At 66.0% G+C, this 23,353-nt stretch carries 29 protein-coding genes and 1 pseudogene; 13 read left to right on the top strand and 17 right to left on the bottom strand.

From position 1 onward, the window contains the following. Nucleotides 1-54: 54 nt before the first annotated feature. Together J7I85_RS20380 and J7I85_RS20375 are read right to left on the bottom strand one after the other, a co-directional pair. Complete coding sequence (locus tag J7I85_RS20380) at nucleotides 55-858, bottom strand: thioesterase family protein (RefSeq protein ID WP_214856407.1); 804 nt, start codon at nucleotides 856-858, stop codon at nucleotides 55-57. A 69-nt stretch (nucleotides 859-927) separates the two neighbouring features. Next, nucleotides 928-1,212, bottom strand: coding sequence for a DUF427 domain-containing protein (locus tag J7I85_RS20375; RefSeq protein ID WP_214856406.1), 285 nt, complete (start codon nucleotides 1,210-1,212; stop codon nucleotides 928-930). A 160-nt stretch (nucleotides 1,213-1,372) separates the two neighbouring features. On the opposite strand from J7I85_RS20375, the gene J7I85_RS20370 reads away from it, so the two are divergent. The 4 genes from J7I85_RS20370 to J7I85_RS20355 all read left to right on the top strand — a co-directional run bounded on the left by J7I85_RS20370 (nucleotide 1,373) and on the right by J7I85_RS20355 (nucleotide 4,869). After that, nucleotides 1,373-2,389, top strand: coding sequence for a phosphodiester glycosidase family protein (locus J7I85_RS20370; RefSeq protein WP_251024615.1), 1,017 nt, complete (start codon nucleotides 1,373-1,375; stop codon nucleotides 2,387-2,389). Nucleotides 2,390-2,398: 9 nt separating this feature from the next. Continuing rightward, nucleotides 2,399-2,800, top strand: a complete 402-nt coding sequence (locus J7I85_RS20365) for a glycosyltransferase (protein ID WP_214856393.1) — start codon at nucleotides 2,399-2,401, stop codon at nucleotides 2,798-2,800. Continuing rightward, nucleotides 2,794-4,008, top strand: a complete 1,215-nt coding sequence (locus J7I85_RS25785; protein ID WP_214856391.1) for a carbohydrate-binding domain-containing protein — start codon at nucleotides 2,794-2,796, stop codon at nucleotides 4,006-4,008. The genes J7I85_RS20365 and J7I85_RS25785 overlap by 7 nt, the downstream gene beginning before the upstream one ends. 156 nt (nucleotides 4,009-4,164) lie before the next feature. After that, nucleotides 4,165-4,869, top strand: coding sequence for an endonuclease/exonuclease/phosphatase family protein (locus tag J7I85_RS20355; protein ID WP_214856389.1), 705 nt, complete (start codon nucleotides 4,165-4,167; stop codon nucleotides 4,867-4,869). A 36-nt stretch (nucleotides 4,870-4,905) separates the two neighbouring features. On the opposite strand, the gene J7I85_RS20350 is transcribed toward J7I85_RS20355, so the two are convergent. The 6 genes from J7I85_RS20350 to J7I85_RS20330 form a co-directional block, all read right to left on the bottom strand. Further along, entirely contained in the window at nucleotides 4,906-6,714 is a 1,809-nt protein-coding gene (locus J7I85_RS20350; protein WP_214856381.1) for a DUF5671 domain-containing protein, read from the bottom strand. Continuing rightward, entirely contained in the window at nucleotides 6,711-6,872 is a 162-nt protein-coding gene (locus J7I85_RS25265; protein WP_251024614.1) for a hypothetical protein, read from the bottom strand. Before J7I85_RS25265 ends, J7I85_RS20350 begins: the two co-directional genes overlap by 4 nt. Continuing rightward, a complete protein-coding gene (locus J7I85_RS20345; RefSeq protein WP_251024613.1) occupies nucleotides 6,857-7,189 on the bottom strand; it encodes a hypothetical protein in 333 nt (110 codons plus the stop codon). The genes J7I85_RS25265 and J7I85_RS20345 overlap by 16 nt, the downstream gene beginning before the upstream one ends. An 8-nt stretch (nucleotides 7,190-7,197) precedes the next feature. Further along, complete coding sequence (locus J7I85_RS20340; protein WP_214856379.1) at nucleotides 7,198-7,386, bottom strand: DUF1918 domain-containing protein; 189 nt, start codon at nucleotides 7,384-7,386, stop codon at nucleotides 7,198-7,200. 82 nt (nucleotides 7,387-7,468) lie between these two features. Further along, a complete protein-coding gene (locus J7I85_RS20335) occupies nucleotides 7,469-7,819 on the bottom strand; it encodes a TraR/DksA C4-type zinc finger protein (protein WP_251024612.1) in 351 nt (116 codons plus the stop codon). Further along, nucleotides 7,809-8,327 carry an NUDIX domain-containing protein gene (locus J7I85_RS20330; protein WP_214856375.1) on the bottom strand — a complete coding sequence of 173 codons (519 nt, stop codon included), beginning with the start codon at nucleotides 8,325-8,327 and terminating at the stop codon, nucleotides 7,809-7,811. The genes J7I85_RS20335 and J7I85_RS20330 overlap by 11 nt, the downstream gene beginning before the upstream one ends. Nucleotides 8,328-8,359: 32 nt before the next feature. Here J7I85_RS20330 and J7I85_RS20325 point away from each other — a divergent pair, with 32 nt between their 5' ends. Then, entirely contained in the window at nucleotides 8,360-8,869 is a 510-nt protein-coding gene (locus tag J7I85_RS20325; RefSeq protein WP_214856373.1) for a metallophosphoesterase, read from the top strand. 99 nt (nucleotides 8,870-8,968) lie between these two features. Here J7I85_RS20325 and J7I85_RS20320 read toward each other — a convergent pair whose 3' ends face one another. The 3 genes from J7I85_RS20320 to J7I85_RS20310 all read right to left on the bottom strand — a co-directional run bounded on the left by J7I85_RS20320 (nucleotide 8,969) and on the right by J7I85_RS20310 (nucleotide 9,963). Continuing rightward, nucleotides 8,969-9,145, bottom strand: a complete 177-nt coding sequence (locus J7I85_RS20320) for a CsbD family protein (protein WP_214856371.1) — start codon at nucleotides 9,143-9,145, stop codon at nucleotides 8,969-8,971. Between the two features lie 96 nt (nucleotides 9,146-9,241). Next, entirely contained in the window at nucleotides 9,242-9,682 is a 441-nt protein-coding gene (locus J7I85_RS20315; protein WP_214856364.1) for a DUF1810 domain-containing protein, read from the bottom strand. Between the two features lie 8 nt (nucleotides 9,683-9,690). Beyond that, nucleotides 9,691-9,963, bottom strand: coding sequence for a hypothetical protein (locus J7I85_RS20310; protein WP_214856917.1), 273 nt, complete (start codon nucleotides 9,961-9,963; stop codon nucleotides 9,691-9,693). Between the two features lie 394 nt (nucleotides 9,964-10,357). Here J7I85_RS20310 and J7I85_RS20305 point away from each other — a divergent pair, with 394 nt between their 5' ends. Then, nucleotides 10,358-11,728, top strand: a complete 1,371-nt coding sequence (locus J7I85_RS20305; protein ID WP_214856363.1) for an ammonium transporter — start codon at nucleotides 10,358-10,360, stop codon at nucleotides 11,726-11,728. 27 nt (nucleotides 11,729-11,755) lie between these two features. Here the strand turns inward: J7I85_RS20305 and J7I85_RS20300 are convergent, their stop codons facing one another. Then, nucleotides 11,756-12,412, bottom strand: a complete 657-nt coding sequence (locus tag J7I85_RS20300; protein ID WP_214856355.1) for a DNA alkylation repair protein — start codon at nucleotides 12,410-12,412, stop codon at nucleotides 11,756-11,758. A 389-nt stretch (nucleotides 12,413-12,801) separates the two neighbouring features. Here J7I85_RS20300 and J7I85_RS25260 point away from each other — a divergent pair, with 389 nt between their 5' ends. The 5 genes and pseudogenes from J7I85_RS25260 to J7I85_RS20275 all read left to right on the top strand — a co-directional run bounded on the left by J7I85_RS25260 (nucleotide 12,802) and on the right by J7I85_RS20275 (nucleotide 17,835). Further along, a complete protein-coding gene (locus J7I85_RS25260; RefSeq protein ID WP_251024610.1) occupies nucleotides 12,802-13,965 on the top strand; it encodes a glycoside hydrolase family 16 protein in 1,164 nt (387 codons plus the stop codon). A 619-nt stretch (nucleotides 13,966-14,584) separates the two neighbouring features. After that, entirely contained in the window at nucleotides 14,585-15,478 is an 894-nt protein-coding gene (locus tag J7I85_RS20290) for a ribonuclease Z (protein ID WP_214856353.1), read from the top strand. A 45-nt stretch (nucleotides 15,479-15,523) separates the two neighbouring features. Continuing rightward, nucleotides 15,524-16,647 (top strand): annotated as a pseudogene (rlmC, locus tag J7I85_RS20285) (23S rRNA (uracil(747)-C(5))-methyltransferase RlmC). 142 nt (nucleotides 16,648-16,789) lie between these two features. Beyond that, entirely contained in the window at nucleotides 16,790-17,158 is a 369-nt protein-coding gene (locus J7I85_RS25625) for an Hpt domain-containing protein (RefSeq protein WP_214856351.1), read from the top strand. A 62-nt stretch (nucleotides 17,159-17,220) separates the two neighbouring features. Then, a complete protein-coding gene (locus tag J7I85_RS20275; protein WP_214856350.1) occupies nucleotides 17,221-17,835 on the top strand; it encodes a DoxX family protein in 615 nt (204 codons plus the stop codon). Nucleotides 17,836-17,857: 22 nt separating this feature from the next. Here J7I85_RS20275 and J7I85_RS20270 read toward each other — a convergent pair whose 3' ends face one another. The 3 genes from J7I85_RS20270 to J7I85_RS20260 form a co-directional block, all read right to left on the bottom strand. Beyond that, nucleotides 17,858-18,832, bottom strand: a complete 975-nt coding sequence (locus tag J7I85_RS20270; RefSeq protein ID WP_214856345.1) for a dienelactone hydrolase family protein — start codon at nucleotides 18,830-18,832, stop codon at nucleotides 17,858-17,860. 83 nt (nucleotides 18,833-18,915) lie between these two features. Further along, nucleotides 18,916-19,428 carry a DUF664 domain-containing protein gene (locus tag J7I85_RS20265; RefSeq protein WP_214856344.1) on the bottom strand — a complete coding sequence of 171 codons (513 nt, stop codon included), beginning with the start codon at nucleotides 19,426-19,428 and terminating at the stop codon, nucleotides 18,916-18,918. 30 nt (nucleotides 19,429-19,458) lie between these two features. Next, the gene (locus tag J7I85_RS20260; protein WP_214856342.1) at nucleotides 19,459-20,298 is read right to left on the bottom strand and encodes an aldo/keto reductase; all 840 of its coding nucleotides are present in this window, start codon (nucleotides 20,296-20,298) and stop codon (nucleotides 19,459-19,461) included. Nucleotides 20,299-20,675: 377 nt separating this feature from the next. Between J7I85_RS20260 and J7I85_RS20255 the strand changes: the two genes are divergently transcribed. Continuing rightward, the gene (locus J7I85_RS20255; RefSeq protein ID WP_214856333.1) at nucleotides 20,676-21,200 is read left to right on the top strand and encodes a DUF2087 domain-containing protein; all 525 of its coding nucleotides are present in this window, start codon (nucleotides 20,676-20,678) and stop codon (nucleotides 21,198-21,200) included. Nucleotides 21,201-21,202: 2 nt separating this feature from the next. On the opposite strand, the gene J7I85_RS20250 is transcribed toward J7I85_RS20255, so the two are convergent. Continuing rightward, on the bottom strand, nucleotides 21,203-21,628 hold the full coding sequence (locus J7I85_RS20250; RefSeq protein WP_214856331.1) for a ChaB family protein: 426 nt from the start codon (nucleotides 21,626-21,628) through the stop codon (nucleotides 21,203-21,205). A 191-nt stretch (nucleotides 21,629-21,819) separates the two neighbouring features. Between J7I85_RS20250 and J7I85_RS20245 the strand changes: the two genes are divergently transcribed. Then, nucleotides 21,820-22,548 (top strand): hypothetical protein, encoded by a 729-nt coding sequence (locus J7I85_RS20245; RefSeq protein WP_214856323.1) that lies wholly within the window; start codon nucleotides 21,820-21,822, stop codon nucleotides 22,546-22,548. On the opposite strand, the gene J7I85_RS20240 is transcribed toward J7I85_RS20245, so the two are convergent. Further along, nucleotides 22,545-23,318, bottom strand: coding sequence for a hypothetical protein (locus J7I85_RS20240; RefSeq protein WP_214856321.1), 774 nt, complete (start codon nucleotides 23,316-23,318; stop codon nucleotides 22,545-22,547). The two genes, J7I85_RS20245 and J7I85_RS20240, sit on opposite strands and share 4 nt — an antisense overlap. Nucleotides 23,319-23,353: the final 35 nt, after the last annotated feature.

Raw genomic sequence — 23,353 nt, 5'->3', positions numbered from 1 at the left:
ACCGGCCTCGCCACGCTGGCGGGCTGGCTGGTCTTCCACTAGGCAGCCCAGCGGTCAGCTCCTCCGCAGCGTGAGGATCTGTTCCGCCCGTCCGAACGGGCCGGATCGGTCATGAAGAACTGTCGAGGTGAGGCCGATGCCGTCAGCACCGAAGGACACGGCGTTGTCCAGCCCCAGCCACTCGCCCTCCGGCCGCCGGTACATGTGGATCTGGAGGTCCAGGTTCGGGAAGGCGTAACTGTCCTTGCCCGGAGGCACCCGCGCGGCAATACCGTTGGCGGTGTCCACGAGCCCCATGAGCCTTGCCATGTCCGTGCTGTCGTTTCCGTCCGTCAGCGGATGGTCCGTGCGCAGCCACACTTTCCCGGCACCGGGCCGGTGACCTTCCGCCACCCGCATTTCCAGGGAGCGAATGTAGCCTCCCGGCCACACGCTCGCGCCGTCATAGGGCTTGCATTCTTCCGGTGAGGGAATGGCGCCGTCCTCGACGGCGGCCACAGCCCTCGTGTCGCTGGTGACCATGCGCCAGGCCGTCGCCCTGATGGCCACACGGCCGGCCGCCACCAATTCAGCCTGCAGCAGCTCGATGGTGCGTCCCGGGCGCAGCGTCACGGTGACGATTTCAAATTCACCGCCGGGGATCAGTCCCAGGATTTCATAGCTGAGCCTGGCCATCCGCATGCCGTCCCGGGGTTCGTGCCGGTCCAGCCGGTCCGCCAGGAGCCCCGACGCCGGTGCCATGTGCTGTTCGTGGGCGTTCCAGGCCCCCTGGGCGTGGATGGTGGAGCGGAAGCGGCCGCCGCCCAGGTCCTCGTAGTAGAAGTCGCCGCCGGCGAGTTCCGGGAGTTCAGCAGTCAACGGTGACTCCTTCAAAGCGTGATCGGTTAATCCCGGTTCACCCTACCGCCTCCTGCGTCCGGAGCCGTCTCAGGCCTCGATCCGGACGCCGTGCCAGAAGGCCACGTGATCCCTGATCCGGGCTGCCTCGGAGGAGGGGTCGGCGTAGTACCAGGCGGCATTCTCATTACGCAGGCCGTCAACCCGCAGGCTGTAGTAGCTTGCCTCCCCCTTCCAGGGGCAGTACGTGGAGTGGGAGCTGTCCTCCAGGTACTCGGTGCGCACTGACGATTTGGGGAAGTAGTGGTTCCCCTCTACCTTCACGGTGACCTCGCTCTCCGCGATCACGGCGCCGTTCCAGACCGCTTTGACCATGATGCTTCCTCCTTCAGGACAGGTTCGCTTCTTCCACAACACCCGGTTGTCCGCAATGATTCCTGTGGCGGGGGGGGCGCGTCGGGTGGCCGCGGGCTTTCACAGCTTCCTCAAATGCCCGGCTCACGGCCGGCATAAGTCCGGTCCATACAAATGATGCATGACCTCACAGCAGAACTCCCCCAGCGAAGAAGCCCAACACAGGAAAGCCCAGCAACCCGGCAAAGCCCACAAGGGCGGCAAGGCCAGGCCGACTCGCCGGGCCGTCCTCGCCGGAGCCCTCGCCCTGACACTGTCGGCCGGCGGTGCCACCGCCTGGGCGCTGGACAGGTTCGTGGTGCAGCACGTGGAAATAACCGATGTGTCCGCCTACGAGGCAGCCCAGAACGTGTCCTCCGAGGCCACGACGGTGGGATCGTCCGCCTCCCTCGCGGACACCTCCTACATGGCCGACGGCGCCAGCATCAACATCTCCACGGTGGTGACCGGCAGCGGTGACAGCACGGTCACCTACTACGTTGCCGACGTCGTCCTTGACGACGCCACGACGCTTAAGTCCGCGTTCGCCAACGACAGTTTCGGCGAGAACATCACCCAGACCACCTCGGAAATCGCTGCAGCCCACAACGCCATCTTCGCCATCAACGGCGACTACTACGGCTTCCGGGACACCGGCATCGTCATCCGCAATGGTGTTGTGTACCGGGACGAGGGCGCCCGGCAGGGGCTGGCGTTCTACCGGGACGGCACCGTGAAGGTCTACGACGAAACAGCCACCACCGCAGAACAGCTGATGGCCGACGGCGTCTGGAACACCCTGTCCTTCGGACCGGCAATTGTCCAGGACAGCCAGGTTGTGGACGGCATCGAAGACGTCGAGGTGGACACTAACTTCGGGAACCACTCCATCCAGGGCGAGCAGCCGCGTACCGCCGCGGGGCTCATCGACGCCAACCACCTGGTCTTTGTGGTGGCCGACGGCCGCAGCCCGGGCTACAGAGCCGGCGTGACCATGACGGGAATGGCACAGATCATGAAGGATCTCGGCGCAGAAACGGCGTACAACCTCGACGGCGGCGGCTCCTCCACCATGTATTTCAACGGCGCACTGGTCAACAATCCGGTGGGTGCAAACCGCGAGCGCGGCACCTCGGACATCCTGTGCATCGGCAAGTGAGGTCCCGCCATGATCATCCTGATCCCCGCGTACGAGCCGGACGCCCAGCTCCTTGAAGTGATCGGCGCGATCCGCGCGGCAGACTCCGCCCTCAATCTCGTCGTCGTCGATGACGGCAGCGGACCGGCCTACCGGCAGATCTTCGACGGCGCCCGCCGGGCCGGCGCCCACGTCATCAGCCACCGGGCAAACCGGGGCAAGGGCTCCGCTCTGAAAACCGGATTCGGCTTCATTCTGGACCGTTTCCCCGGCCAGGACGTGGTGTGCGCCGACAGCGACGGCCAGCACAGCGTCGTGGACATCCTGCGCGTGGCCGGCCTGGCCGGCACGGACGCCACCTCCATGGTGCTCACCATCACAGCCGCCGGGACGTACCGGCTTTCTGTGCCCTCAGTGAGGGCAAGGTGGTGATCGCCGCCGGCGAAGAAGATGTGGACCGCGTGATCCTCGACGGCGTGACCCTCGCCAGCTCAACCGGCTCGCCGTTCGTCATCCACAGCGCCAACGAGGCCATCCTGTTCCTCGATGACGGCAGCACCAACTCCATCAAGGACGCCGCAACATACGCGGACCAGGGCGCCGATGCCCCGAACGCGGCGCTCTACTCCATGGCCGACCTCACCCTGGCCGGGACAGGCTCACTGAACGTCAACGGCCAGTACAACGACGGCATCGTGTCCAAGGACGGCCTGGTCCTGGCCGCCGGCAACGTCACCGTGAAAGCAGCCGACGACGGCATCCGCGGCAAGGACTACGCCGTGCTGCTGGACGGGACCTACCAGATCACAGCCGGCGGTGACGGCTTCAACTCGGACAACGACACCGACGAGGGCCGCGGCCGGCTCCTGGTCAACGGCGGCAAGTTCACCGTCAGCGCCGGGGACGACGGCGTCAAGGCGCAGAACCAGCTCGCCATCGCGAACGGCGCCGTGACGGTAACGGAGTCCTCCGAAGGCCTCGAAGCGCAGCACATCGCGGTCAGCGGCGGCACGGTATCGGTGACCGCCACGGATGACGGCGTGAACGCCTCCGGCGGCGCCTCAACGGCTGCCCAGTCAGGTGGCGGCATGGGCGGCGGGCCCGGCGGCGGAGAATCGGTGGGCGACTACAGCGTGGACGTCTCCGGCGGCTCCCTCACCATCAATTCCGAGGGCGACGGCCTGGACTCCAACGGCAACGCCTCCATCTCGGGCGGCACCGTGGTGGTCAACGGGCCCGAAAGCAACGGCAACGGTGCACTGGATGTCAACGGCGAGCTGTCAGTCAGCGGCGGGACGGTTGCCGCGGCAGGAAGCGCCGGCATGGTGGTCACCCCGGGGACAAGCTCCACCCAGTCAGGTGTGCAGGTCACCTTCGCCTCGACCGTGCCGGCGGGCACCACTGTGCAGTTGGCCGACGCCGACGGCAAGCTCGTGGCCACGTTTGTGACCATCAAAGCCACCGGCTCGCTGGTCTTTTCCGCGGCGGGCATCGAAGCAGGAAAGCAGTACACGGTGTACACCGGAGGCACGGTGAAGGTGCAGTCAGGACTGGGCGAGGGCTCCCTTGACGGTGCCACGGAGCTCGGCACGGTCACGGCCGGAGAGTACACGCAGGGACACGGCCCCGGCGGAAGGTAATTCAGGCCAGAGGCCGCAGCGGCCTGCGGAAGCCGGCATACGTTTGGCGCGGCATATTTCGCCCCGCCGGACGCGCGCTTAATGTGCGGATCTCCATATGATGATCTGGGTAGACTCGGAGACTGGTCCTTCTAGCAGCCCTCGAAGAGGTGTTCGATGCGAGTTATTAGCTACAACCTCCGCAAGCACAAGGCGAGCGGCGAACTGATGAGTCTGGCCCGCAACTTTGGGATAGACGTCCTCTGCCTTCAGGAATGTGACTCATCCGATCTGCCTGACACACTCGGCCCGCTCCACCTGGCCGACTACACGAAGGGCAACAGGCTGGGCCTGGCCATCTACTACCGGTCTGACCGGTTCACGGCCCTGGATACGCAGACCTTTTCCCTGAAGAAGTCGATGCACGACCGCATAATGGCACCCGCCCATGAGCGGCTGATCGGCACCCGGATGGTGGACAATGAAACCGACCATGAGCTGGTGGTGGGTTCGTTCCACGCCGCCCCGCTCACGGCGTCAAACTCGCTGCGGCGCAAGCAGATCCACGCGGCGCATGCCGAGCTGCTGAGCATGGGCACCGGCCTCATGACGCTGATGGTGGGCGACTTCAACTATCCGTTCTTCACCAAGAGCCTTGACACGCACATGAAGAACTCCGGCTACGCCCTGTCCCTGAGCAACCGCAGGACCTACACCCGGTACAAGGTCTTCAAGGGCCACTTCGACTTTGCCACGTCACTGGGCCTGGACATCGAAAGCGTGGAAACCCTCCCCCGGGGGAAGTCGGACCACCTGCCCATCCTGGTGACCGCCGAATACGGCGCCGACCGGTCACCGATCAAGGGGCAGCCCGTTTTCTGAGGCGTCTGTCCTGAGGCTTCTGTCATGAGGCTTCTGTCATGAGGCGGTGTGGCCCTGTACGGGGATGACATCGATCCGGGCGCCGGGTCCGACGACGACCAGCACCCGCTCAGCTCTCACCCCTTCCAGCGCGACCAGAAGCCTTCCGGCATCCGGCTGTGCCGGATCCGGCCCTGCCGTTTGGCCGGACCGCAGCCAGACCGTCACGTCGGCACCGGTGGCTTCGCGGATGGCGCGTGACAGCGGAACGTGACCGGAGCCCGTCACCAGGACCACCCGGCCGATCGTCCGTCGCGCGGTCCCTACCGGACCGGCGTCTTGCAACCGCCCAGCTTCCTGAAGTGGGCCGGTTTCCCGCAGTGAGGCAGCCTCCGCCGGCAGCACCGCACGCTCCCTACGCCAGACGCCGCAGTGATAGGCGGCCACCAGCGCGGTGGCGGTCAGCAGTCCGAGCGGCGCCCGGATCCGTCCCACCAGGTTTCCAGAGCGCTCCGGCTCCAGCAGATACTCAAAGGCCTGGTAGCCGACCACCAGCAGGGCAATCAGGGCCACGACGGCACTGATCGCGAAGACAGCTACGAGGTAGATGCGCCGCCCGGCAGCGGTGCGGGAAGGCACGGTATCTGCCCCGTCTGCATTATCGGCGCTCGCCGATCCGCGGCGGTCCGCCGGCTGCCACGCCCTCCACCAGACTGCACCGCCCACAAGCAGGGCACTGATTCCGCCCAGCAGCAGTGTGCGCGTGCCCGTTCCCGCCAGCGTTGTCTCGGCAAAGCCCAAGGCCGCGTTGACAACAAGTCCCACACCTGAGACCGCAGCGACCACCGCCACTCCGGCTGCCAGCAGCAGCCCCGTCTCCCGCATCTTCTCCGACCGCGCGGCCGTCAGCACCGAGTGGTAGCGCCAGACGAGGCACCCGACAGCTGCCGCGGCCAGCGCGGGGCCGAGGGGTTCCACGAGCCGGATCATGTCTTCGGAGCGGTCCAACACCAGCCGCAGCAGGACGAACACCGCCGTGATGGCGCCGGCCATTGCCGTAATGCAGCCGCCAAGCACACCGAAGACCGCCGCGGCCACGCTGGCCAGCGGTGAGGAAAGCTGCCGCGCTTCGCCATGGACCCAATGCCACCACCAAACCAGGAATCCGCCGCCGGACCAGATGACTGACTGCAGCACCGAAACCCACCAGGGCGATCCCACGTACTGTGCACCTGCCAGCCCCCGCAGCGCCGCATCGAGAAGACTGCCGAGCGCAGTCACGGCCCCGCCTGCACCTATCAGCAGACCGAACACCGACCCCGCGAGCGCCGGGACGGCGTCCAGCCGGCGCGGGCCCTTGCCGCGGTGCTGCCACATCCACCGGTGCCATGCCCAGAGTGCCGCCCACACCGCACCCGTGGCCAGGGACGAACGCCATTCCAGGTCCTCAACCACCGCACCCGCCGCGCCGGATGCGGCACGGGCCAGCAGCCCAACCAGCTGCGATACAGCGCCGAGCACAGCCGCAACCGCGGTGATAAGGGCAACGATGTATACGCCGGAGACGTACAGCCCCCAGGCAACCGAGGAGCGCTTTGCTTCCTCCCCCTGGCGGCGCCACACGAGCCGCCACAGGACCGCAGCCATGGACCCGCCGACCAGCGCAAATGCAAGGGACCGGGCGAGGCTGCCGACGTCCTTCCCGGCCAGCGCTGCGCCCGAGGTAAGCAGCCGCTCAAACAGGCCGCCTACGCCTGACGCGCCGATCAGCACGAGGACAAAGAGGAGTGCAAACACCACCAGCCGCCGCACCGTGGGCGCCGCCGGGGATGATGCTCCGCGTATGCCGGGCCTGACGGTGCTCACGGTTTTGCCGCTGGAACGGGACAGATGGTGAGCTGCCACGGGGCGGTGGCAACGAGCCATTTGCCGTTCACCCGTTCCAGGCCAAACACGGCCTCGGTCTCGAATTCGGCGTTCCCGAAGGGACCGCTGCCGTTGGAGGTGGTCAGTATGACGTGCACGTCCGCTGTGTCGGCATGCTCCACGGTGGAGGCCAGCGTGACCCGAGCGTGCCCGCCGCAGGACGGTCCGCCGGCACGCACGGCCCGTCCGGATACGAAGTCCCGAAACGTCCGTCAGTGGAGTAGCGCGCGGCCGCCGCGCCGTCACTGCTGAGGACGGCAGCCGCATACCGCTGGACCACGCCCGCCGGCGTACTCTCGGCAAGCGGCTCCGGCGCGCCGCGGAAAAAGACCACAGCGAGCGCCACGGCGACGAGACCGGCAATGATGGCAAGGACTGAAATCAGGGTCCGGTCGGGCCGTGGCGGTGCGGTCATCCGGGCAGCTAGGTGGTGTGGTGCTCGACGGTGAAGTCGCCGCCTGGGTACAGGATGGTCTCGTGGCCATCGTCAAAACGGACGTGGTACGGCGGCGCTCCGTTGGCGCCCCGGACCTCCAGAATCTCACCGTGCCGATCCGAGGACTCCACTGTCCTGCCCCGGATGATGATGCGGTCTCCCTGGGTTGCCTGCATGGCAATCACCTCCCAGCCCTAGAGTACGATGCTCTTCCCTCCGGCGGAACAGCCCCCGGGCATCGGCCGCTGCCGGACGGGGTTAGGCCCGGCCCCCTGTGTGGCGGATACAGAAAGGGGTCCACGGGCGGGCCTCCAGCCGCCCTTCGGCGATCTGCTCTCCGCACACCGCGCATATTCCGTAAGTGCCCGCGTCGATCCGCTCAAGGGCAGCGTCCACTTCCGCCAGTCCGGACCGGCTTTGGTCCAGGAGGGCTGACGCCTGCGAGAGTTCGAAGGCGATGGTTGCGCCTTCGGGGTCATGCTCGTCGTCGACGTTGGAGTTCTGCCGGGCTGCATTCGCGGAGGCGATGTCTGCGCTGAGCGCCGGCAGGAGGGCCAGCTTCCTCGCCCGTTCCTCTTCCAGCAGCAGCCGGAACTTCTCAGTGTTCAACACCCGAGCCGTCCAGCAGCCTGCCGCGCAGGTCCGGCCAGGAGGCGGCAAAGGCAGGATGGAGGTTGATGCCGGCCACCTCTTCGACGGGAATCCACAGCAGTTCGATGCTTTCGGGATCGCTGATGGCCGGCTCGAAGGGCTCCAGCACCCGCACTGCCACGGTGGTGTAGGACCAGTAGCCGACGTCGAACACGGACGTGAAGAGCACTTTGACGTTCTGTTCGGGAACAGCCGCCTCCTCATGGGCCTCACGCAGTGCGCCGGTCACGGCGTCCTCGCCCTGGTGCAGCGCGCCGCCCGGTAGCCCCCAGGTTCCGCCGTGGTCGCTCCAGGTGGCGCGGTGCTGCAGCAGGACGCCCTTCTCCGCATCATGGACCAGGAGGCCGGCCGATCCGAAGCGCCCCCAGAACCGTCCGCGGTCGCCCTCCACCCAGGCATCGCCCGGGTCGCGGGGGCCAAGGGGACGGCGGGGATCACCGGGTGAGGGCGGAACGATTTTCTCCATCGTCCCAGTCTGCCCCATGGGAAGATGCTTCGATGAGCCTGCGCCTGGTCCTTGTTGCCGACACCCACGTCCCCAAGCGCGCCCGGGCACTGCCCGGGCAGGTGTGGGCCGCCGTCGAGGCTGCTGACGTGGTGTTCCACGCAGGTGACTGGGTCAGCGCGGACCTGCTCGACGAGTTCGAACAACGAAGCCGACGGCTGATCGGTGTTTACGGCAACAACGACGGCGACGAACTTCGCCGGCGCCTGCCCGAGACGGCCAGCGTGACGCTCGACGGCGTCCGTTTCAGCATGATCCACGAGACCGGTCAGGCCAAGGGCCGGGAGCAGCGCTGCGAGGCCCTTTTTCCGGATTCCGACGTCCTGGTGTTCGGCCACTCGCACATTCCCTGGGACACGCTGGCGCCCGGCGGGATGCGCCTCCTCAACCCCGGCTCCCCCACGGACCGCCGCCGGCAACCTGTGTGCACGTACATGACCGCCGTCGTCGTGAATGGCAGTTTAGGTGACGTCCAGCTGGTGGAGGTCACCACCAGCCCCTGACCGGCTACACAGGAAAGGGAGCCCTGCCACGGTTGCCCGGGCGGGACTCCCTTCGAATCTCCGCAATAGACGGAGAGTCAGACGTGGTGATCCTTTTGGTCAGTCCTTCTTGAAGGCGTCCTTGACCTTTTCACCGGCCTGTTTCAGATCGGCCTTGGACTGGTCAGTTTTACCCTCAGCCTCCAGGCCCGGGTCGTCGCCGGCCTTACCCGCCCCTTCCTTGGCCTTGCCGCCAAGCTTTTCTGCTGCGTTGTCGATTTTGTCGTCCAGACCCATGCCACTGTCCTTCCGTCTGCCCAGCCCGCTGGCTGCAGGCTGGCTCGTGCTCCCAGTCTAGGTCCGCCAACTGGCCCGGTGAAGGGCAGCTACCACTTACGTGCCTGGGCTTGCCAGCAACCCGTCGGTGGCGGCGTCGGCTTCCCCGCCGAAGTAGTGCTCCAAGACGCGCCGGAACACCTGTTCGTCCGGCGCCGCACGCAGGAACAGCGTCATGGAGGACTGCAGCTTCCGGGCATCGATGCCGCCGAAAATCTCCGCCGCGCCGCGGTTGCCCACGTTATCCACCGCGGTGGCACATTCGATCAGCCGCGGCCCCAACACGGGATGCTGCAGGTACGCCCGGGCTTCATCAAGGGAGGCGATCGCGTACCGTCTGGAGGTGGCGCTTTGCCCCAGGCCGGCAATCTGCGGAAAGACGAACCACATCCAGTGGCTCCGCTTGCTGCCTGCGCGGAGCTCCTCCAGAGCCTGGGCGTAGGTGGCACCGTCATTTTGCGCGGCGACGAAGCGTTCCAGGTTATGCGGGTCGTTCATGGGGTTTCCTAGCTGGATACGTCCCGCTCGATATCTTCGGCGAGGTCGTCCACGTCTTCAGGCCGCATGCTGATGCCGGCTTCGTCCAGCCGTTCCTCAAGCACGTGGCTCACCTCGTCCTCGACATGACCCAGCCGGATCTCGTCCCGCACGTCCCCGGCGATGTCTTCGACGGTAGCGGAGCTGTCCGCTTCCGCCGCGGCATCACCCGCTTCCGCCACAACATCCGCGTGCGGATTCTCAGTGAAGTAGTCATCGCCGGTAGCTGCAGATTCAGTCATATCCCATGGTGGCGGCACTGCTCAGACCCGGTCAACAGTTCCGGCAGGGAAACCATCCGGCGCCCCGCAGCGGACCCGGACATGGATATGTTTCATTCATGTGCTTGTAACCCGGCATAACAGCGGCAAACCTCACCGGGGCGCACGGCGTTCTACCCGCGGTTCCGGCCAAAATGACTGCAGAGTCAACAAAAAAAGCACCCCGGCCATCAGGTGCCGTTAACAAATTCGAAACACGGCAGTCACGCGGGCTTTACGTAGACGCGATTTTTGAAACTCCTGCGTAACTTGCCACGCCCAGACCCGAAACATAAGTCCACCAATATCAATGAGGGGCGTGGCACCGGCATCGACGGTCCGCGGAAAGGATGAGTTTCCTGGGAAGGGAAAGCGCGTGGAAATCACTGCGGCGAACGTTTGGATGATGGTGTCGGCGGCATTGGTGCTGCTCATGACCCCGGCACTGGGCCTCTTCTATGGCGGCATGACCCGCGCCAAAGCCTCCCTCAACATGATCATGATGAGCTTTGTGTCCGCCGGCATCGTGGGCGTCGTCTGGGTGCTGTGGGGCTACTCCATGAGCACCGGCGAAGGCGTCCTGGGCCTGTTCGGCAACCCGTTCGCCAGCTTCGGCCTGAGCGGCCTCATGGGCACTCCCGACCTCATCAAGGTCGGCTTCGCCGGAACCTTCGCGATCCTCACCGTGGCCCTCATCAGTGGCGCGATCGCCGACCGCGCCAAGTTCACCGCCTGGGTTCTGTTCGTGCCGCTCTGGATCACGGCCGTGTACTGCCCGCTCGCCTTCATGATCTGGGGCGGCGGCCTCATGAGCCAGGGCGGAGCAGTGACGGCCATCTTTGGCCAAGTCATCGACTTCGCCGGCGGCGCCGTCGTCGAAATCAGCTCCGGCGTTGCCGCCCTCGTACTGGCCCTGATCGTCGGCAAGCGCCACGGTTTCGGAAAGGACCCGGGGCACCGCCCGCACAACGTCCCGTTCATCATGCTCGGCGCCGGCCTCCTCTGGTTCGGCTGGTTCGGCTTCAATGCCGGCGCCGCCACCACGGCAGAACAGGCCGGACTGATCTGGGTCAACACCCTGGTTACGCCGTGCGCCGCCATGCTGAGCTGGCTCCTCACGGAGAAGGTCCGCCACGGCCACCCCACATCCCTGGGCGCAGCGTCCGGCGCCGTCGCCGGGCTCGTGGCGATCACGCCGTCGTGCGCCAACATCAGCCCAGTGGCCGCCATCGGCCTGGGCCTCGTGTCGGGTGTGGCGTCAGCACTCTTCGTCGAACTGAAGTTCAAGTACGGCTTCGACGATTCGCTGGACGTCGTCGGCGTGCACCTGGGCTCCGGCCTGGTCGGCACCCTCGCCCTCGGTTTCATCGCCCTCCCCGTCAACGGCGAAGGCGGCGGCCTCTTCTACGGCGGCGGCGTCCAGCAGCTCATCGCCCAGACCGTTGCCGTACTCATCACGCTCGCGCTCTCCGGCCTGATGACCGCAATCATCGGTATCGCGATCCACAAGACCATCGGCTTCCGCGTCAGCCATGAGGCCGAAGTTGCCGGCGTCGACCGCTCCGAGCACGCCGAGAGCGCCTACGAATTCGGCAGCATGGGGCACAGCCAGTTCCACCCGCTCCGCCAGCACATCGCCGTGGCTCCTGCCGTTCACCCGCCAGGCACGCCGGGTAACCAGGCGGCGGGAAATACCGTCTTCAACGAGGCGGCAGAGGAACTGCAGCCCGCACCGGCTTCCGTCTAGCATTCCCGCGTCCGCAGGATCTGGGTCCTAGCGGCGGAAGGAGAGCCGGAGCTCCGGCCTTCGCTCCGCTACGGCCTCCAGCACGGCGTCAACGGCCTCCTGGTCAGGGCTGCTGTCCGCCGTCGTTATCGCCGGTAGTACGTCCGCGGCGATCCTGGCGCGGCGGACGAAGCCGTCCCAGTCACCGTCACCCGATCGAAGTGCCCGCAGGGGCGCCATCAGCGACGCGCGGCGGAGCCAGACGTCCGGGTCCCCCGCCCACCTGTCCAGCACCGCGTCCGCACGCACGCGCGACTGGCCCCCGAGCCTCTCCACCAGCGGACCAACGACGTCGACGGCGAGAGGGTCCACGAGCGTCGGCATGCGCGCGTCCCGCACGAAGCCCTCCATGCGCGTCAGGTCGGAGTTGGTCAGCAGCTCCAGCTTGGACTGCAGGAGGACGACGGCGGCCAGGCGCCTCTCGTAAACAGGCACCTCCCACAGTTCGGAACTCAGGGCGGTGATCTCATCGTGGGTCAGTCCGGAATGGCGGCGAAGGGCATCACGGACCGTTCCGCGCACCGCGCCCACCGACGCGCCGTAGTACTGCATCCCGCTGCCGAACCGGTGGCGCATTTCCTCGGCCCGGTACCACGAAGCCTCGCGCTGTAGGGTGTCATCCACGAACTCGCCGGCAGCACTCACCCGCTCATTCTTTCCGCCGGGCGCCGGGCAGTCCAACTCCCGTCTCCTGGCCCCGGTCCTCATTAGCGACGACGGGGTGACGCAGTGTTTCCGGCCCCCGTCATAAAAGTGTTCCCGCAGGTCAGTTCGGGGAAACGGTCGCATTGCCGCCTGCGGCCTTCCCCCGCGCTTTGCGGGCCTAGGTAACGATCAAGTAACGTTGACGCCTGTTCCGCAAGGGACGGCCCCATTGGGGCCCCGGAGGCCCCCGCTGGGCTCCGGAAGCGCAGAGCGGCAACTCGGCTGCTCCGGCCCCGACGACCGGGGCCCAGAATCGCTTCGTGCTTTTCTTTCACCACCTAGATTGTGGCTGCCTTCTGCGCGGCAGCCGTTTGCCCGGAGGGGTCTTTTTGTTTAAGAAGAACATAGCCATTGCCATTAGCATCGGCGCACTTTCGCTGACCGGATGCGGCCTCGCTCCCTCCGCGGAACAGGCTGCCGGTCAGGCTGCCACCGCCGCTGGAACGGCTTCGACGAGCCAGGCCTCCGAGTCGGCTTCCGCCAAGACAGCTTCCGTCAAGGCCGTGTCGGCTCAGGCTGCCAAGGCTGCCGCTGCGAAGGCTGCTGCGGCGAAGACCGCGGCCACTAAGGCTGCTGCGGCCAGGGCAGCAGCGGCCAAGGCCGCCGTCGCAAAGGCAGCGGCAGCCAAGACGGCAGCGGCCAAGGCGGCAACCGCCGCTGCGCCGGCAGCCGTTGCTGCGCCGGCAGCCGTTGCTGCTGCCGCTCCCGCAAAGGCGGCACCCGCCGTCGCCGCTCCTGCCGTCGCTTCTGCCGGCACAACCGCGCCCGTCATAGCCGCTGCGCCGAAGGCGCCGGCTCCCGCCCAGCCTGCTCCGGCCGCTGTCACTCCGGCAGCCACCACTCCAGGAAGCGGCACGCAGGCCGCCAGCACCCTCGGCTGGGGTCCCGTCGTCGCCGGCGACGAATTCAATTACGCGGGCACCCCGGACCGCACCAAGTGGAGCGTGTACAACAGCTCCGGCCATGCAGGCAACGGTATCCGCAGCCCCAAGGCTTGGTCGGTGGCCAACGGCGCGGCAACTGTCAGCGGAGATTCGGCCGGTACCACCGGCGGCATGTCGGCAAAGTTTGCCAACCAGAAGTACGGCCGCTGGGAGACCCGCATGAAGACGAACCGGCGGGATTCCGAATACCACCCCGTCCTCATTCTCAATCCGGTCAGCAAGTCGTCGACCTGTGACGAGGTTGATTACGCCGAGAGCACCTCCGATACGACCCTGGTGAAGTTCTTCCTGCACTATGCATGCAGCGGCACTAAGCAGACCTACTCTGCCAAGGCAGTGGATACCACCCAATGGCACAACTACGCCGTGGAGTGGACTGCGGCTGGCATCACAGGCTACATCGACGGTGTCAAGACCTTCACCGACACCACCCCGGCCCACCAGCCCTCCGGCAGCGTGCACCAGACGCTGCAGCTCGACTGGTTCCCTGACGGTTCCAGCACCACGCCTTCCCAGATGCAGGTCGACTGGGTGCGCGTCTACAAGTAGATAAACCGCAGAAGTCGATAGTGAGCACCGAGGGTGTCCGCGTTGAGCGGGCACCCTCGGTGCTCACTTGGCCTTGCTGCCGTTCAGGTCTTGGATGCAAGGGACCCGGGACCGTGTTCAGACCGACGCCGGATAGCTGGCGAGGATGTAATCCGCAGCTGCCGGCCCTTTCATGCGGAGGCCGTTCGGTTCGGGGTTAAGTTCGGTTCGGGGTTAAGGCGCCCTTGCATTTCCTCCCAGAAGGTCTCCTCCACGTGTGGCACGGTGCCGGTGACATAACACCAACTGGTGTACAAGCCGTAAAGGGGGTCTGGCCCGAGGATGAATCCGGAGCCGTCGTCGGAGGTAGTGGCCTCCATGAGGAATTGGTCAAACTGTTTATCAGCCACAGGTAGGCTCTTTTCGCACGCGTGCATGGCACCGCCGTTGGCTACAGCGGCTACATTTCGAGGCCAGCACGGGGCACCGAAACGGATGGTTCAATCTGTATTCGTTGCCGCATTCCCGGTGGATGGGTTGAAGGCCGCCAAGTATTAACGCCCGCGAGCGCGGATGCCTGCGAGCGCGGCCGTTCCCGGACCCGCCTGCTGACCGCCGCGCCTGTGAGACACTCGGTGTCATGCGCGAACTCGTCGTCCTTGGAACCGCATCGCAGGTCCCGACGCGGACGCGCAACCACAACGGATACCTGCTGCGGTGGGACGGCGAGGGCCTCCTCTTCGATCCCGGCGAGGGCACGCAGCGGCAGATGATCCATGCAGGTGTTTCCGCCAACCAGATCACCCGCATCTGCCTGACCCATGTCCACGGTGACCATTGCTACGGGCTTCCCGGCGTGCTCTCCCGCATGGCCCTGGACGGCGTAAAGCACCCGGTGCACCTGCACTATCCCGCGTCCGGAGAGGACGTGGTCCGGGCGCTGGTCTCGGTGGCCTCGCCCGGGATCGACCTTCGCCTGCAGCCGCACTCGGCTGCCGGGGAAATCGCCCCGGGGCTCGAAGTGCGGCCCTTGCGCCACCGCGTTGAAACCTACGGCTACCGGCTGACCGAGCCGGATGGCAGGACCATGCTGCCGCAGCGGCTGGCGGCAGCGGGCATTAGGGGTCCGGACGCCGGGCGTCTGCAGCGGGAGGGGGTCCTGCGGGGTGTGCGGCTGGAGGACGTCAGCATCCCGCGCGCAGGCCAGGGCTTCGCCTTTGTCATGGACACTGCCCCGTGTGAGGGCGCCGAAGGGCTCGCCGACGGCGTCGACCTCCTTGTCACGGAATCAACGTTCAGCGACGACGACGCGGCTCTGGCCGCGCAGTATGCGCACCTCACGGCGGGGCAGGCCGGGGATCTGGCCGCCAACGGCGGCGCCGGAACCCTGGTCCTTACCCATTTCTCGTCCCGGTACGGCGACGTGAATATCCTGGCCGAGCAGGCGCGGGCCCGGTCGGGAGGGACCGCCGTCGTACCTGCCAATGATCTGGACCGGATCAGCCTCCCCAAGCGGCAGCGGCCCCCATCCTGACCGGCGGCCAGAGGAAGCCCGCAGAAAAAGTAGAATTAACCAGACATGGAATGTTCCTACTTCGATGCCGCCCGCTGCCTCTCCTGCACCCATATGGGCAAGCCCTACGACGAGCAGCTGGCCGGCAAGCAACTGCACTGCCAGACACTTCTCTCCGGCCACACGTCCGCAGAGTGGCTGCCGGCTGTCGCGAGCCGCGAGTCCGGCTTCCGCAACAAGGCCAAGATGGTGGTGGGCGGAACCGCCAAGAACCCCACCATCGGGATCCTTGACGCCGAGGGCCGCGGCGTTGACCTGCGCAAGTGCGGCGTCTGCTCGCCCGGCCTCCTCGCCTGCTTCCCAGTCCTGGCGGCCTTCATCAGCCGGGCCCACCTGACGCCCTACGATGTCCCACGGCGAAGCGGCGAGCTCAAGCACCTGATCATCACCGAGTCCCCGGACGGCGAGATCATGCTGCGCCTGGTCCTGCGTTCGGAAAAGCTGGTGCCGCGCATCCGGGAGCACCTCCCCACCCTCCTGGCCTCCCTGCCGCAGGTGAAGGTTGTTTCCGTCAACCTGCACCCGGAACACAAGGCGGTCCTGGAAGGCGAGCGCGAGATCCTGCTCACCGAGCAGTCCACGCTGCGCATGCGTGTCAATGACCTCGACCTCCACCTCCGGCCGCAGAGTTTCTTCCAGACGAACAGCGACATGCGGCGGCCCTGTACCGGCAGGGGCGCGAATGGGTCAACGAACTGGCACCGTCGTCAGTCTGGGACCTGTACTGCGGCGTGGGCGGCTTCGCCCTGCACTGCGCTGATCCCTCCCGCGAGGTCACCGGGATTGAGACCAGCCGCGAAGCCATTGTTTCGGCCAAGCTCAGCGGCGACGAGGCAGGGCTGGAGCGCATGAACTTCCAGGCGGGCGATGCCACGGCCTTTGCCGTCGCCGCGGCCCAGGCACCCGAACTGGTTATCGTCAATCCGCCACGGCGCGGCATCGGCAAGGAACTGTGCGGCTGGCTGGAATCGTCCTCCGTGAAGCACGTGGTCTACTCCAGCTGCAATGCGCGGTCACTGGCCCGCGACCTGGCGGCACTCCCCTCGTTCACCGCACGACGGGCCAGGGTGCTGGACATGTTCCCGCAAACCACGCACTACGAAGTGATGGTGCTGCTCGAGCGGGCCTAGCGGGCCCACATTCTTGATCCGAACATCGGCAAAAGTTTCTCCTGTCTTGAGGTCCTCACGGGAAAGTGACCGGTAAGCCGCGCAGCAAGGTCGCGGCATGAACCGATGGGCTCAGCATGCGACGGACAGCAGGCGGTGCGAAGTGACCGGCACAGAAGACACCCCCGTCCTGGACGCCGGTCCGCTGCAGGTCCTGGCCGCCGAGGTGGGTCCGGCTTTCGCAGAGGCCTTTATCGATGACTACCTGCAGATGTTGCCCGACCGGGCGTCGAAGATCCTCCGCGCCCTGGCCGGCGGCGACGCGCGGATGGCGGCTGACGCCGTCGTCAGCCTGAGGGCGACGTCCGCCATGGCGGGAGCCCTGCGGCTGGAGCGCTGTTGCAAGGAACTGGAATCGCGCATCCGGCGCGGGCAGCGGCTGGAGCCCGACGCGGTCAGGGCAGTGCTGTACGCAAACATCAGGCTGCTGGTTCGGGAAGCCGGACGCCAGGGGCACCTCCCCCGGACGTAGAATCGTCGGACAAGATCGCCTGAAGAGCAGCCGAAGGCTGAACCGTTTACAGGAGGATTCACATGAGCCGCACGATCAGCCCAGTCGCCGCCACTGCTGCACAGACCATTTTCCGCGTGGGCCTGGGCAGCGTCCTCATTGCCCACGGCACCCAGAAGCTCTTCGGCTGGTTCGGCGGCGGCGGGATCGAGGGCACCAGCAAGGGCATGCACGCCATGGGGTTCCGGCCGGCGAAGCCCAGCGCGGTCCTGGCCGGCCTCGGCGAAGCGGGTTCCGGCCTGGCACTCGCGCTGGGCCTCGGCACTCCGGCTGCCGGCGCGGCTGCTGCCACCACCATGGGCGTTGCGGCCAGCGTGCACGCCCCCAACGGCTTCTTCGCCACCGAAGGCGGCCTGGAATACCCGGCCGTCCTGGGACTCGCGGCAGCATCCTTCACGATTGGCGGGCCGGGCAGCGTCTCCCTCGACTCCGTCACCGGCCACGTCCTGGACCGCCCGTGGATGCGGGCCGTCGCCCTGGCCGTCATTCCGACGGCCATCGCGATCCAGGTCTACCGCCGCCAGAAGGCCCTGGCCCACGACGCGTCCGGCCCGGACGCCGGAAACGCCGCGGGCCAGGACACCGCGGGCCAGGACACCGCGGGCCAGGACACTGCGAGCCCGGACGCCGCGAGCTAGGCCACCGCGGGCTAGGCAGCCACTAGACGTACTTCTTGAACCACGCCAGCGTGTCGTTCCAGGCGGCCGTGGCCTGCTCCTGGTTGTAGCGGTCGCCTGTGTCGTTGTGGAAAGCGTGGTCGACGCCGGGATAGACCTTGAGCTGGTTGCGCACGCTCGTGGCCGCCAGGGCATCCCGGAGTTGCGGCATGGGTCCGGTGATCCGGTCGTCCAGTTCAGCGTAAACACCGAACACCGCGGGCTTGAGGGACGGCACCTTATCCAGTTCGGGCGCCGGACCGTAGAAAGCCGACGTCGCCTTAAGTCCCGTAATCTCGACCGCCGATTGCCAGGTGATGCCACCGCCGAAGCAGTAGCCGGTCATGGCGATCCGGCCCTGCTCCACGAAGGCCTGCTTCTGCAGGTAGTCGAATCCCGCCGAAAAGTCCGCCACGTGCCGCTGCGCGCCGGCCTGCGTCAAGGCTCCCGGAACGGCATCCCGGTCCAGGCTCGCCGTGCCGCCTTCCCTGCTCAGCAGGTCAATCGCCATGGCCGCATACCCTTCCTTGGCAAACCGCCGGGCCACGTCCTGGATGTGGGGAGTCAGCCCGCGGTTCTCATGGCAGACCAGGACGGCGGGACCGGGTTTCCCGGCTTCGGGCCGGGCGAGGTAACCACTGATCTCGGTGCCGCTGGACGGGAACTTGACTGTCGACGTCGTAATTCCGGCTGTTCCCTCGGGAACGGACAGCGGGCTCTTCGCCCCCGGAACGGCGCCTCCGGAGGCCGTACCTGTGGCGGCGCCAGACGTCGGGGTGGGAGTGGGCATGGGATCGGTGCTGCGCGGAACTTCCTGCGGCGTGCAGCCGACCAGGAGCATCGCGGCGGAAGCGGCAGCCATGCTGCCGGTGATGAACGCCACCCTGCGGGTGAAGGTGTGCTGGCTCATGGCCCCGGCACGGTAATCGTCGAAAAATTCCTCGATCAGGTACTTCTCAAACTTGCCAAGCTGGGTCATCACGGCCTCCTGGAGTTTTTGCCGCTTATCCTCCTCTGAACCCCATGGCCAGGCAAGGGGACCGCGTGGGCGTGTGCGAGCCGTCAGGTCCGCCCGCCGTCTTTCAGGCCCCTGGCGTATGCGGCCTGCCCCACGTGCTGAAGACAGTCGGCAACCGTGCTGACCAGCCGGACGCCGAAAGTGACCGGCGGGTCCCAGCGGGTATCGACGACCCGGTCAAGGCCATCGTCACCAAGGCTGCGAAGAACCTCCACGGTCTGCCGGTGGACCGCCTCGTAGTAGTCAGCGAGCAGCTCCCGCGTGGCCCGAACGGCGTCGACGTTATCCGACGAATGCCCGTAGCCGGTGTCATGTTCGGGAAGCGGTAAGCCGAAACGGCCGGCAAAGCCCTGCGAGGTCCAGACCTGTGGCAGACCGGCAGCGGAAGCAACCTGCGTATCCTCTATCCGGCTGAGGTGCCAGATCAGCCACGCGATGGAGTTCCCGTTGCCGGCGGGCCGGTGGACCAGGGTTTCGTCGTCGAGCCCGTCGAGTGTGACGTCCACGATTTCCCGTACGCGACCAAAGGCGTCCAGCAACAGTTCATTGGATTTCATCGGGTCCCCTTACATCTGGCTGTGGGCGGTTTACATTTGGCTGTGGGCGGCGACGGCGGGATCAGAACCGATGCGTGCACCGGCTTCGAGGGCGGTGATGCCGGCCATCTCTTCAGGCGTCAGAACGAAGCCGGCGGCGGCCAGGTTGTCCCGCATGCGGCCGCTGTTGGCTGACTTTGGAATGACGATGGTGCCCTGGGCGAGGTGCCATGCCAGCACCACCTGGGCAGGGGTGACGCCGTACTTGCCGGCAATGGATGTCACAGCCCCGGCGTCCAGATCGGCACCCTGGCCCAGCGGACTGTACGCCTCCACGGCAATGCCCAGGGAGCGGCTCTTCGCCGCCAGTTCGGACTGCTGGAACGTCGGGTGCAGCTCAAACTGGTTGACCGCCGGAACGACGTCGGCGCTTTGGAGGAGTGCTTCCAGGTGGTCCGCCAGGAAGTTGGACACACCGATCGCGCGGATCTGGCCGCTGGCGTGAAGCTTCTCCATCGCCTTCCATGCCTCGGCAAAAAGGTTCCGGGACGGCACCGGCCAGTGGATCAGGTACAGGTCCACGTAGTCGACGCCCAACTCACGGCAGCTGTTCTGGAAGGCTTCCTGGGCCACGCCCTGCTCGCCGTTGCGCAGCTTGGTGGTCAAGAAGATGTCCTCACGGGGTATCCCCGAGGCAGCGATGGCTGCGCCGACGGCGGCCTCGTTCCGGTACGCCGCAGCCGTGTCGATGTGGCGGTAGCCGGCTTCCAGCGCGTCCTCCACGATGCGCTGCGTCTCTTCCGGCGGAACCTGGAAGACGCCGAAGCCGAGCTGCGGGACCTTGACGCCGTTGTTCAGGGTGACATTCGGTACGGCTGGCTGTGTCGTCATCAGAATCTTCCGTTGCTGGGGGCGGACCATCCCAAGTATGCCTCCCACCCGGGCGGCGGAGCACCCCTCAGGGTGAGCGGGCCACCTGGACCATTGGTATGACTTTCGACAAAGCCATGCGCCCAACACGGCCAGCGCAATAGCCCAGGTTGTTCTCTGCCGTTTCAGGCCCGCTCGCTGAGACTCATCCTCACGGTGTTCATCCCAGCACCATTTCACATCACGACGACGGCCGGGCGCCAGAGCATTCGGATCATCGGGCGCCGTCCGATGGCGCCTTTCGGCCTGCCCGTCCCGGGACTACGATTTTGCCTGTTGCACCCGCCAACGCCAACGGGCACCGGTCCAGAGCACCAGAGCAAAAGGGGGAAAATTCCGTGAGCAGAAAGACCAGGCAGAGCGGGCCGCACTGGCGGCGGGTCATGGCAGCCCTCGCCAACCGCGACGCGCGGACCGCCTACGCACAAATTGTCCTCGGAGCCAGGCCCGATGACGTATCTTCCGGCCCGGCCGGACAACGGCGGGACCGGGCCATCGCCGCCCTGCTCGACGCCGGCCTGGTCGAACGGAGTGCCGGCGATGAGCTGGAGGCGTCCGAGTCCATCTTCCACGACCTCCTCACACAGCAGCCCAAACGCCAGCCGCAGACAGGAGTGGCGCGCTTCATGCGTCTTGGCCGGATCGACAGGTATCCGGCCAACCAGACGGAACGGCGGGAGCTCCTGGCCTGGATTGCCGGCGAGACCTTCGAGCCGGGCGAGGAACTCTCCGAACGAAAGGTCAACGAACGGCTCCTGGGCTACACCGACGACGTCGTGCTGCTGCGCCGCTACATGATCGATTTCGGCGTGCTGGAGCGCACGCCGTCGGGGTCCTCCTACTGCCGCCCCAGAGAAGGGTAAGTTCAGCCCCCGCGCGCCTTCCGCGTGGCGGCATCGTTGGCTTTCCGGATCGCCTCGACAAGTTCGTCCTTGTCCATCTTCGAACGTCCCTCGATGTTCAGCTCCCGGGCGCGCTTGTAAAGGTGCTCCTTGGAGGCGTTCGCGTCCACGCCTCCTGCGCTGGGAGCCGATGAATCCAGTCCCTCCGCCGCATGCTGGTCAGAGGGGCCGCGCTTCTCCTTAGGTTCCCAGTGGTCGCCCACCTTCTCATAGCTGTGCTTTATGGATGCGAAGGCTGTCCGGGCAGCCCGGCTCTCGTCGTTGTCATAGGACTCCAGGGCTGAATCATAGGTCTTGGCGAAAGTGTCCTGGGCTTTCTGCTCAGAACGCTGCAGGGTCGACGGAAGCTCGTCCTTGCGGGCGTGATCGTTCTTGCCGGTCTTGGGCATGCCACCAACGCTCCTTCATCAGCTGCCGATTCATGCGGATGCAACCAGCTTGGCACTGATGCTTAGCTTTTGCATGGGCATGAGGTGCGAAGGGCCTATTCAAAAATTTTCCCGTTTGGCCGATAGTGCGCGCCAAGCCCGCTGGATAGGCTGTCGCCTAATTAGGTTTGGGGGAACATGGGGGCGCGGGCATGACTGAACAGGAACGTAATTCCCAATTTGGTGTTGCTATCAACGCCCACGTTGCGAAGTTGACGGAACGGCATGCGCACCTGTCCGCTTCGCTCACGGCGGCCCACCATCTGATTCTCGAAGTCAGCGCGGACAACACACCCATTGGATGTGCCGGATGTATAGGCCAGCGCTTCGAGGTCCAGGTGAAGACTGTTCTGCAGCACGCTTGGGCAGAATTTGAGCACGATATCCGGTACAAAAGCTGTTGGTGCCATACCGCCCGCAATCGACCGTCGTTTACGCTGGCTTCCGGCCTCCTTGAACTGGCAGACAATGAATTCGTGAAAATCCATCAGGCTGTTGCCCGGGAAGAAGTGAGTATTCCCGGCGACGCAAACAGCCGCGCCGAGCCCATTACCTCGGACGCGTTGGCAGAGGTTCTATTGGCCGAACTCCCGGACCATCCGCGAAGTAAAAAAGAACAATATGACTGGTTGGTGAATTTGCTCAACGTCATGAATATCACAACCGTGGAGGAAGCCATGGACCTGGTCGGCAGCGCGGACTGGAATTTCGTGCGTGAAAGAATGGACTACAAGTTTCCTGCCGGACACGTGCGGATTGTCGATGATCTTCTGCTCAAGGAATTTGGGCACCAGTACATGGAGGAAACGAAAGCCCTCGGTGATGACCCCGCTCGCGCATCAAAGCTCCGCTTCCGCCTCAGGAAGCTTGGGTCTTCCTAGGCATCCTTGGAATCCAGATCCAGGTCCGGGATGTCCAGCAGGCCCAGATCCTCCAGCACCGTTGCGTCCTCATACGTTTTCGCTATGCACCGGACCAGGGCGGGCGGTACCCGGAAATGCGTGTCGATCGCCAGGATCCCCTGCTCGGCGAGTGCTTCCAGTTGGCTCATGGCCGCGGCCTTCAGCGACTCGACCGTCGCCCTTTCCTCTGGTGACGCACCGGTCCGGGGGTCCAGCACAGTGTCCCTCCGCGGAGGATCCTCCGAGGCCGCCGCCAGCAGGATCGAGGCCACCGTTGCGGCAACGAGGACTTCCCACGGCTGTTCAGGGTCGTAGCCGAGCACGGAGGCCGAGAGGAACTGTTCGACGAAGAACACCAGTTCCTCCAGCCTGTCCGGGGTACCGCCGGCCTGGAAGACGGCGGAGGCTGGCGACGGCTCCGCCTTCGTCGGCCCGATCTTGATCAGTTCAGTGCGGGCCAGCGCCTCCCACACCTGCGCCAGCAGCGGCACCTCATACATGCTGCGGACCGTCGGCACGGGCCTTTCCGAACCGCCGTTCCCGGCCTGCGCGACCTCAGCCCGTTTGGGGCCGCCCCTGACTTTCAGTCCGACGCACGCAGCCGCCGCTTCGATGTCCTTCGTCCGGAGTGCACCGGTTCCGGTCACCGGCTTTGCCTCGCCGATCCACTGAAGCAGTGCCGTGGTCCGCTGGATCAGCAGGAGCTCCGAGAAAACCCGCAGGGCGTCGTCGTCGGAAACAACGGGCACATCGACGAGCCTCCAATCCTCTGTCTCCCCCCAGG

Source organism: Arthrobacter sp. ISL-65, assembly GCF_018613795.1.
GTDB lineage: Bacteria > Actinomycetota > Actinomycetes > Actinomycetales > Micrococcaceae > Arthrobacter.
The sequence above is the reverse complement of the archived record's forward strand: the minus strand, read 5'-3'. Positions and strand labels throughout refer to the sequence as shown.

Coding starts and splice junctions, on each gene's coding strand:
- J7I85_RS20375 (WP_214856406.1), bottom strand. CDS start 1,212: ATGGTCAAAGCGGTCTGGAACGGCGCCGTGATCGCGGAGAGCGAGGTC.
- J7I85_RS20370 (WP_251024615.1), top strand. CDS start 1,373: ATGACCTCACAGCAGAACTCCCCCAGCGAAGAAGCCCAACACAGGAAA.
- J7I85_RS20365 (WP_214856393.1), top strand. CDS start 2,399: ATGATCATCCTGATCCCCGCGTACGAGCCGGACGCCCAGCTCCTTGAA.
- J7I85_RS20355 (WP_214856389.1), top strand. CDS start 4,165: ATGCGAGTTATTAGCTACAACCTCCGCAAGCACAAGGCGAGCGGCGAA.
- J7I85_RS20345 (WP_251024613.1), bottom strand. CDS start 7,189: ATGACCGCACCGCCACGGCCCGACCGGACCCTGATTTCAGTCCTTGCC.
- J7I85_RS20340 (WP_214856379.1), bottom strand. CDS start 7,386: ATGCAGGCAACCCAGGGAGACCGCATCATCATCCGGGGCAGGACAGTG.
- J7I85_RS20330 (WP_214856375.1), bottom strand. CDS start 8,327: ATGGAGAAAATCGTTCCGCCCTCACCCGGTGATCCCCGCCGTCCCCTT.
- J7I85_RS20325 (WP_214856373.1), top strand. CDS start 8,360: ATGAGCCTGCGCCTGGTCCTTGTTGCCGACACCCACGTCCCCAAGCGC.
- J7I85_RS20320 (WP_214856371.1), bottom strand. CDS start 9,145: ATGGGTCTGGACGACAAAATCGACAACGCAGCAGAAAAGCTTGGCGGC.
- J7I85_RS20315 (WP_214856364.1), bottom strand. CDS start 9,682: ATGAACGACCCGCATAACCTGGAACGCTTCGTCGCCGCGCAAAATGAC.
- J7I85_RS20310 (WP_214856917.1), bottom strand. CDS start 9,963: ATGACTGAATCTGCAGCTACCGGCGATGACTACTTCACTGAGAATCCG.
- J7I85_RS20290 (WP_214856353.1), top strand. CDS start 14,585: ATGCGCGAACTCGTCGTCCTTGGAACCGCATCGCAGGTCCCGACGCGG.
- J7I85_RS20275 (WP_214856350.1), top strand. CDS start 17,221: ATGAGCCGCACGATCAGCCCAGTCGCCGCCACTGCTGCACAGACCATT.
- J7I85_RS20270 (WP_214856345.1), bottom strand. CDS start 18,832: ATGACCCAGCTTGGCAAGTTTGAGAAGTACCTGATCGAGGAATTTTTC.
- J7I85_RS20265 (WP_214856344.1), bottom strand. CDS start 19,428: ATGAAATCCAATGAACTGTTGCTGGACGCCTTTGGTCGCGTACGGGAA.
- J7I85_RS20260 (WP_214856342.1), bottom strand. CDS start 20,298: ATGACGACACAGCCAGCCGTACCGAATGTCACCCTGAACAACGGCGTC.
- J7I85_RS20250 (WP_214856331.1), bottom strand. CDS start 21,628: ATGCCCAAGACCGGCAAGAACGATCACGCCCGCAAGGACGAGCTTCCG.
- J7I85_RS20245 (WP_214856323.1), top strand. CDS start 21,820: ATGACTGAACAGGAACGTAATTCCCAATTTGGTGTTGCTATCAACGCC.